Origin of the sequence: Nocardioides sp. 31GB23 (genome assembly GCF_040012395.1) — a bacterium.
Lineage (GTDB): Bacteria > Actinomycetota > Actinomycetes > Propionibacteriales > Nocardioidaceae > Nocardioides > Nocardioides salarius.
Map to the genome: position 1 here is coordinate 25,024 of NZ_JBDYKJ010000057.1, position 7,463 is coordinate 32,486.

A 7,463-nucleotide genomic window follows, 5' to 3' on the forward strand; every position below is an offset into this window, starting at 1 on the left:
CCGGCGGCGCAACACCGGGGCCGCTTCGTTAAGGACCTGTGACTCGCGGGGTCGCGGGCGGCTCGGCCGCGAGCCCGGCGCGGCAGGCCCGCTCGAGGGCGCGGTGGCGCCGCCAACGGCGCAGCAGCCCCGGCACCGGGGGCAGGCCGGTGGGCCCGGGAGCCTGCTCGACCTGCAGCTGCGCGCCGTCCCAGCGGCCCTGCCAGCTCCACCGTCCCCACCGCTCGAGGTCGGGCCACGACAGCTCCTGGCCCAGCAGCAGCGCGGGCCCGGGCGCGGGGGCCGGCCCGCGCAGCGCGCCGGCCGGGCCGGTCACCGTGGCCTCCGGCCAGCCGCCCGCGCCGTCACCGGCCACCACCAGCAGCTGGTCCTCCCGGCTCTCCCGCGCGCCGAGCGGCGAGTCGTCGAGCACCTCCAGGTGCACCAGCAGGCGCGGCAGCCACCACCAGTGCTCGCGGCGCAGCAGCACCGAGTCGGCCAGCAGGCGCGACGGCGGCCAGCGCAGCAGCTCCTGCTCGAGCAGGGTGGCGGTGAAGACGTCGCCCTCGGGATCCTCCTCCAGCCGGGTCCGCGCCCGCACCGCCAGCGGCCGCCAGGCTCGCCCGGCGCCCTGCGGCTCGCTGAGGCAGAGCAGCACCCGGCCGGCGGCGGCCAGCGACCGGGCCGTCTCGAGCTCGGACCAGGGCAGCGCCAGCACCGGCCCGTCCGGGCCGACCAGGGGCAGCACGCCGTGCACCCGGGGCCGGCCCCCGACCGTCCAGGCCACGTCGGCGACCACCGCGGCGCGCAGGGCCGCCTCGACGTCAGGGTCGCGGCGTACGGGACCGGGGGGCACTTCGGGCACGGTGTCACTGTAGGCAGCAGCGCTCGCCCGGACAGGGGGTGACAGCGCTCACAGGTAAAGAGCATGATGTCGACCGGCCCGCCACTCGGGTGGCCGCCGGCGCAGCGCGTCTCGACGACCACCCGACGCACCACCTCGTCCACCCGGGCGGGCCAGGAGGAGTCGTCGTGCCCGCCATCGTCGTCGCAGCCGCCGTGGGCGTGCTGTTCTTCCTGGCCTACCGCCACTACTCGAGCTACCTGGCCCGCCGGGTCTACGGCACCGACGCGGCCTTCGTGACCCCGGCGCACCAGTTCTCCGACGGCGTCGACTTCGTGCCGACCAACAAGCACGTCGTCTTCGGCCACCACTTCACCTCGGTGGCCGGCGCGGCCCCGATCGTGGGCCCGGCGATCGCGGCGTTCTGGGGCTGGGGCCCGGCGCTCGCCTGGATCGTGGTCGGCACCATCTTCGCCGCCGGCGTGCACGACATGGGCTCGCTGGCGGTCTCGGTGCGCCACGGCGCCCGCAACATCGGCAGCATCGCCCACGACGTCATCAGCAAGCGGGCCCGCACCCTCTTCCTGCTGATCATCTTCTTCCTGCTGACCCTGGTGAACGCGGTCTTCGCCGTGGTCATCGGCAACCTGCTGGTGGCCAACCCGGGCGCGGTGATCCCGATCTTCGTCGAGATCCCCCTGGCGATCGGGATCGGGCAGTACATCTACCGCTCCCGGTCGGCGGCGCTGGTGCCCTCGCTCATCGGCGTCGTGGTGCTCTACGCGCTGATCTGGGTGGGCCTGCAGGTGCCGATCGAGGTGACCGGGCTCGCCGACGCGCTCGGCGTCGACAACCCGCGCAACGTGTGGGTGGTCATCCTGTTCGTCTACGCCTTCATCGCCTCGCGCCTGCCGGTCTGGGTGCTGCTGCAGCCGCGCGACTACATCAACTCCCACCAGCTCTTCATCGCCCTCGGCGTGATCGTGGCCGGCATCGCGGTCGGGTGGAACACCATCGCGGCCCCCCTGGTCAACGACGTGCCCGAGGGCTCGCCGTCGATCTTCCCGTTCCTGTTCATCACCATCGCCTGCGGTGCGATCTCGGGCTTCCACTCCCTGGTCGCCTCGGGCACCACCGCCAAGCAGATCGACAACGAGGCCGACGTGCGCCACGTCGGCTACCTCGGTGCGGTCGGCGAGGGCGCGCTGGCCGTCGGCGCGCTGCTGGCCGTGACCGCCGGCGTCGCCGCCACCCGCGCCGACTGGTCGGCGCTCTACCCCGACTTCGACACCGCCTCCGGCGGGGCCGTGGGCAACTTCGTCAACGGCGTCGGGGTCTTCGCCAACAACCTGGGCGTGCCGCTCGACCTCGCGGTCATCTTCGCCGCCGTCGTGGTCATCTCCTTCGCCGCGACCACCATGGACACCGGCGTGCGGCTGCAGCGCTACGTCGTGCAGGAGATCGCCGAGGTGCTCGGCTGGCAGCGCCTGGCCCGCAACCTGACCCTGGCCGGCATCGTGGCCGTGGTGGTGCCGCTGGCGATGGCGCTGCTGCCCGGCGGCGGCGAGGCCGGCTACACCTTCGGGGTGCTGTGGCAGCTCTTCGGCACCACCAACCAGCTCACCGCCGGGCTCGCGCTCGCGGTGGTCGCGGTCTGGGTGGTCCAGCGCGGGCGCAACCCGGTGGCCGTGCTGGTGCCGCTGGCGTTCCTGCTGGTGATGACGTCGTGGGCGCTGGTGGTCAACCTGCGCAACTTCGTCGACGACGGGCAGTGGGTGCTCGCCCCGCTCGACGCGATCATCTTCGTGCTGGCCGTGTGGCTGGTCGTCGAGGCCGCGCTCGCCCTGCGCCGGGCCAGCGGTCCCGGCTCCGACAGCGAGCACGAGCCGGTGCCCGACGACAGCCCGCAACGGCGGTGAGCCGTACCGCCGGCACCGTGGGGCGGGTCGTGCTGGTGCGGCCCTGGACCGACGCCCGCTCCGGCGGCGGCTGCTGCGCCGGGCCGGTGCCCTCGCGCCCGCACGAGCACGACGCCTCGAGCGACCCCGTGGGGGCGGCGTACCGGGCGCTGCGCGGTGAGCTGCCCGACCTCGACGTGCAGGTCGTCGACGTCGCCAACACCGCCTGGCTGCTGCCCGCGGTGCTGCGCCGCGCCCGCCCGCGCGTCGGCACGCTGGGCGCGGTGCGCTGCGCGCTGGGCGCCACCCGCGCCGGCTCCGTGCTCGTCGACGGGCTGCGCGTCGGCGACCTCGAGACCCTGGCGCCCGACGAGCTGGTCGCCGTCGTGAGGCGCGCGGCCACGGCGTAGGTTCTGCGCCCGTGAGGGAGCGGATGCGGGGCCTGGTGGCCGACACGAGGCCGCTGCGCAACGACCACTTCCGCCGCCTGTGGGTGGCCAACATCATCACCGTCGTCGGCGCCCAGCTGACGGTGGTGGCGGTGCCGGCGCAGATCTACGCCGACACCGGCAGCTCGGCGTACGTCGGCCTGACCGGGCTCTTCGGCCTGGTGCCGCTGGTCGTCTTCGGGCTGTACGGCGGTGCGCTGGCCGACGTCTTCGACCGGCGCAGCATCCTGCGGGTCACCACCGTCGGGCTGATCGTGACCAGCGGGCTCTTCGCCGTGCAGGCCTTCATGGGCTCCACCAACGTGTGGCTGCTGCTGAGCCTCTTCGCGGTTCAGCAGGGGTTCTTCGCGGTCAACCAGCCCACCCGCAGCGCGGTGCTGCCCAGGCTGCTGCCCCCCGAGCTGCTGCCGGCGGCCAACTCGCTCAACATGACCGTCTTCCAGGCCGGGGCGATCGCCGGTCCGCTGGTCGCGGGCATCGCGATCCCCTTCACCGGCTTCGCGTGGCTCTACGCGATCGACACCCTGACCCTCTTCGCGACCCTGGCCGCGGTCGTGCGGCTGCCGGCGCTGGCCGTGGAGGGCGCGGTGGCGCAGGTGCCCGGGCTGCGCGCGGTGGTCGACGGCTTCGCCTACCTGCGCACCCAGCCGGTGCTGCTGATGTCCTTCGTCGTCGACATCATCGCGATGGTCTTCGGGATGCCGCGGGCGCTGTTCCCCGAGATCGCGGTCGTCGACTTCGGCGGGCCCGACGAGGGCGGGATGGTCTTCGCGCTGCTCTTCGCCGCCATCCCGGCCGGCGCGGTCCTGGGCGGGGTGCTCAGCGGCTGGGTCTCACGGATCTCGCGGCAGGGGCTCGCGGTGGTGGTGTGCATCCTGGTCTGGGGCGTGGCGATGACCGGCTTCGGGCTGGCCGTGCTGCTCGCCGAGCAGTGGCGCACGCCGATGCTGGTCGCGGCCCTGCTGATGCTGGTCGTCGGCGGCGCGGCCGACATGGCCTCGGCGGCGTTCCGCTCCTCGATGCTCCAGAGCGCCGCCACCGACGCGATGCGCGGGCGCCTGCAGGGCGTCTTCATCGTCGTGGTGGCCGGCGGGCCGCGGGTCGCCGACGTGCTCCACGGGGCCACCGCCGCCGGGGTCGGCGCCGGTGCCGCCGCCGCGGGCGGAGGTGTGCTGGTCGTGGTCGGCACCGTGGTGGCCGCCCTGGTGGTGCCCTCCTTCGTGCGCTACCGGATCACCCGCACCCCTCCCGGACCCCTGGTCGGTGACGGAGTGCATGAGGGATGATGGACCGGTGAACTCGGTCGGCGACTCCCCCTTGCTCGAGCACGGCGAGACGGACGAGCTGGCGGCGTACCTGCGCTCCCTGGCCTTCCGCCTGCTCGGCTCGCTGGGCGCTGCCGACGAGGTGCTCACCCTGACGCTGCGCCGGCTCGCCGAGGCCCGGCCCGGCTCCGTGATCGACGAGCGCACCTGGGCCTGCACGACCCTGTCCCGGCTCAGCATGGTGCGGCTGCGCGAGCGGCGACCGGCCGCGCGCGCCGGTGACCCGGTGACGGTCGACCTCGACGAGCCGTTCGACCCCGTCGACCCGGCCGGCGAGGCCGACCCGGCGGGCCTGCGCGAGGGGGTCGGCGCCGACCTGCTCGCCGCCCTCGACCGGCTGGCCCCGGCCGAGCGGGTCGCGTTCGTGCTGCACGACCTCTACGACTGGCACTTCGAGGACGTCGCCGGGGCGCTGGGGCGCACCCCCGTCGCGGCGCGCGAGCTCGCGATCCGCGGCCGGCACGCCGTGCGCGCCGGCAGCGACCACGAGGCGGCCGACGGCGGCTCGGGGGCCCGGGCCCGCCAGGGCGCCGTCGTGGGCCGCGTCGTCGCCGCCGCCGGCGCCCACGACCTCGCCGCGCTGCGGGCCGACCTGCACCCCGAGGTCCGCCTGCGCGCCGACGGTGCCGCGATCGACCTGGGCGCCGAGGCCATCGTCGAGGGCCCCGAGGCGGTCGCCGCGCACCTCGCCGAGCACGTGCACGACCTGCGGCCCGCCCTGCTCGACGGGTACGCCGCCGCGGTGTGGCGCGAGGACGAGGCCGAGCGGATGGTCGTCGGCTTCACCGTCGAGGACGCGCTGGTCCACGAGATCGACCTGGTCGCCGACCCCGCCGTGCTGCCGCTGCTGGACCTGGCGCCCCCCTCGTAGCCCCTCGTAGCCCCTCCCGGCCCGGCCTGGTCGCTCCGGGGCGATGAATTCGGTTGTCGGCGCCGGTCCCTAGGCTGCAAGGTCGAGGGGCGAGGCCCAGGAGAGGACGACTGATGGTGGACATGATCCAGGCCCACGGCCTGGTCAAGCGGTACAAGGAGGTCACGGCGCTCGCCGGGCTCGACCTGGCGGTGCCGGAGGGCCAGGTGCTGGCCCTGCTGGGCCCCAACGGCGCCGGCAAGACCACGGCGGTGCGGGTGCTGACCACCCTGCTCAAGCCCGACGAGGGCACCGCCCACGTGGCCGGCGTCGACGTGCGCGTCGACCCCGACGGGGTGCGGGCGCGCATCGGCCTCTCGGGGCAGTACGCCGCGGTCGACGAGCACCTGACGGGCTTCGAGAACCTCGAGATGGTCGGTCGCCTCTACGGCCTGGGCCGCAGCCGCTCACGCGCACGGGCCCGCGAGCTGCTGGAGCGCTTCGACCTCGTCGACGCCGGCGACCGGCCCTCCAAGACCTACTCCGGCGGCATGCGCCGGCGCCTCGACCTGGCCGGGTCGCTGGTGGCCGCGCCGCCGGTGCTGATCCTCGACGAGCCCACGACCGGGCTCGACCCGCGCAGCCGGGTCGGCATGTGGGACGTCATCCGCGAGCTGGTGCGCGACGGCGCCACGCTGCTGCTGACCACGCAGTACCTCGAGGAGGCCGACCGGCTCGCCGACGACATCGTGGTCATCGACCACGGCCGCGCCATCGCGCGCGGCACCGCCGACGAGCTGAAGTCGCAGACCGGCGGCGAGCGCGTCGAGGTGGTGCTGGCCCACGCCTCCGACCGCGAGGCGGCCGTCCGGCTGCTGGGCGCGGTGGCCGTGGGCGAGGTCGGCGTCGCCGAGAACGGGCGCGAGCTGACCGCGGCCGTCGAGGGCGGCGTCCGCTCGTTGCGCCACGTGCTCGAGGGCCTCGAGGCCGCGGGCCTCGAGGTGCTCGACATCGGCCTGCGCCGCCCCACCCTCGACGACGTCTTCCTGAGCCTGACCGGCCACGCCGCCGAGAAGGACCCCGACGAGAACACCGACGCGGCCGAGGAGGCCCTGCGATGAGCACCACCACCACTCCCGGCACTCCCGGCACCACTCCCGGCGCCGAGACCGGGCGCCTGCCCGAGCCGACCCCGGTGCCGGAGCGGCCCCACGGGGTCGTGCGCGCGCTGACCGACGGCTGGATCGTCGCCAAGCGCAACCTGGTCAAGATCAAGCGCGTGCCCGAGGTGCTGATCTTCGTGCTGATCAGCCCGATCATGTTCGTGCTGCTGTTCGCCTTCGTCTTCGGCGGCGCGATCGACCCCGAGGGCGCGGTAGGCTACCGCGAGTTCCTGATCGGCGGCATCTTCGCCCAGACCGTCGTCTTCGGCGCCACCTTCACCGGCGCCGGACTGGCCGAGGACATGCAGAAGGGCATCATCGACCGGTTCCGGTCGCTGCCGATGTCGCACGCCGCCGTCCTGGTGGGCCGCACCACCTCCGACGTCGTCTACAACGTGCTGTCGCTGATCATCATGGCGCTGACCGGGCTGCTGGTCGGCTGGCGGATCCGCGAGGGCGCCTTCGACGCCCTGCTCGGCTTCGCGCTGCTGCTGCTCTTCGCCTACGCGATCAGCTGGGTGATGGCCTACGTCGGCCTGCTGGTGCCCTCGGTCGAGGTCATCAACAACGCCTCGTTCATCGTCATCATGCCGCTGACCTTCGTCTCCAACGCGTTCGTGCCGCTGAGCTCCTTCGACGGCGTGCTGCGCCAGTTCGTGCTGTGGAACCCGGTCTCGGCGCTGACCCAGGCCAGTCGCGAGCTCTTCGGCAACGTCGACCCCTCGACCCCGGTGCCCGACGCCTGGTCGATGCAGCACCCCGCGCTCTACACGCTGGGCTGGGTGGTGCTGATCCTCGCGGTCTTCGTGCCGCTCTCCACCCGGCAGTTCGCCCGCGCCTCCTCCTGACCAGGCCCCAACCTCCCGCTGACCCGGCCCAAATGTGGCTCTCCTGTCTCTTCCGTGGGTCATGTGCGCCCGGGGAGGGTGGGCCGGTGGCCGCCGAGGTTGAGCAT

Annotated in this window: 7 protein-coding genes; 6 read left to right on the forward strand and 1 reads right to left on the reverse strand. The window is 74.1% G+C overall.

Translation table 11 applies throughout. The features are described 5' to 3' along the window. Positions 1-28 precede the first annotated feature (28 nt). Complete coding sequence (locus ABKW28_RS16875; RefSeq protein ID WP_348611705.1) at positions 29-844, reverse strand: hypothetical protein; 816 nt, start codon at positions 842-844, stop codon at positions 29-31. A gap of 167 nt (positions 845-1,011) precedes the next feature. On the opposite strand from ABKW28_RS16875, the gene ABKW28_RS16880 reads away from it, so the two are divergent. The 6 genes from ABKW28_RS16880 (at position 1,012) to ABKW28_RS16905 (ending at position 7,356) form a co-directional block, all read left to right on the forward strand. After that, entirely contained in the window at positions 1,012-2,742 is a 1,731-nt protein-coding gene (locus tag ABKW28_RS16880) for a carbon starvation protein A (protein ID WP_193669435.1), read from the forward strand. After that, positions 2,739-3,131, forward strand: coding sequence for a hypothetical protein (locus ABKW28_RS16885; protein WP_193669434.1), 393 nt, complete (start codon positions 2,739-2,741; stop codon positions 3,129-3,131). The genes ABKW28_RS16880 and ABKW28_RS16885 overlap by 4 nt, the downstream gene beginning before the upstream one ends. An 11-nt stretch (positions 3,132-3,142) precedes the next feature. Next, entirely contained in the window at positions 3,143-4,456 is a 1,314-nt protein-coding gene (locus ABKW28_RS16890) for an MFS transporter (RefSeq protein ID WP_348611708.1), read from the forward strand. 7 nt (positions 4,457-4,463) lie between these two features. Beyond that, entirely contained in the window at positions 4,464-5,366 is a 903-nt protein-coding gene (locus tag ABKW28_RS16895; protein ID WP_348611711.1) for a sigma factor-like helix-turn-helix DNA-binding protein, read from the forward strand. 113 nt (positions 5,367-5,479) lie between these two features. Then, positions 5,480-6,466, forward strand: coding sequence for an ATP-binding cassette domain-containing protein (locus tag ABKW28_RS16900; RefSeq protein WP_348611714.1), 987 nt, complete (start codon positions 5,480-5,482; stop codon positions 6,464-6,466). After that, a complete protein-coding gene (locus ABKW28_RS16905; RefSeq protein ID WP_348611717.1) occupies positions 6,463-7,356 on the forward strand; it encodes an ABC transporter permease in 894 nt (297 codons plus the stop codon). Before ABKW28_RS16900 ends, ABKW28_RS16905 begins: the two co-directional genes overlap by 4 nt. Positions 7,357-7,463: the final 107 nt, after the last annotated feature.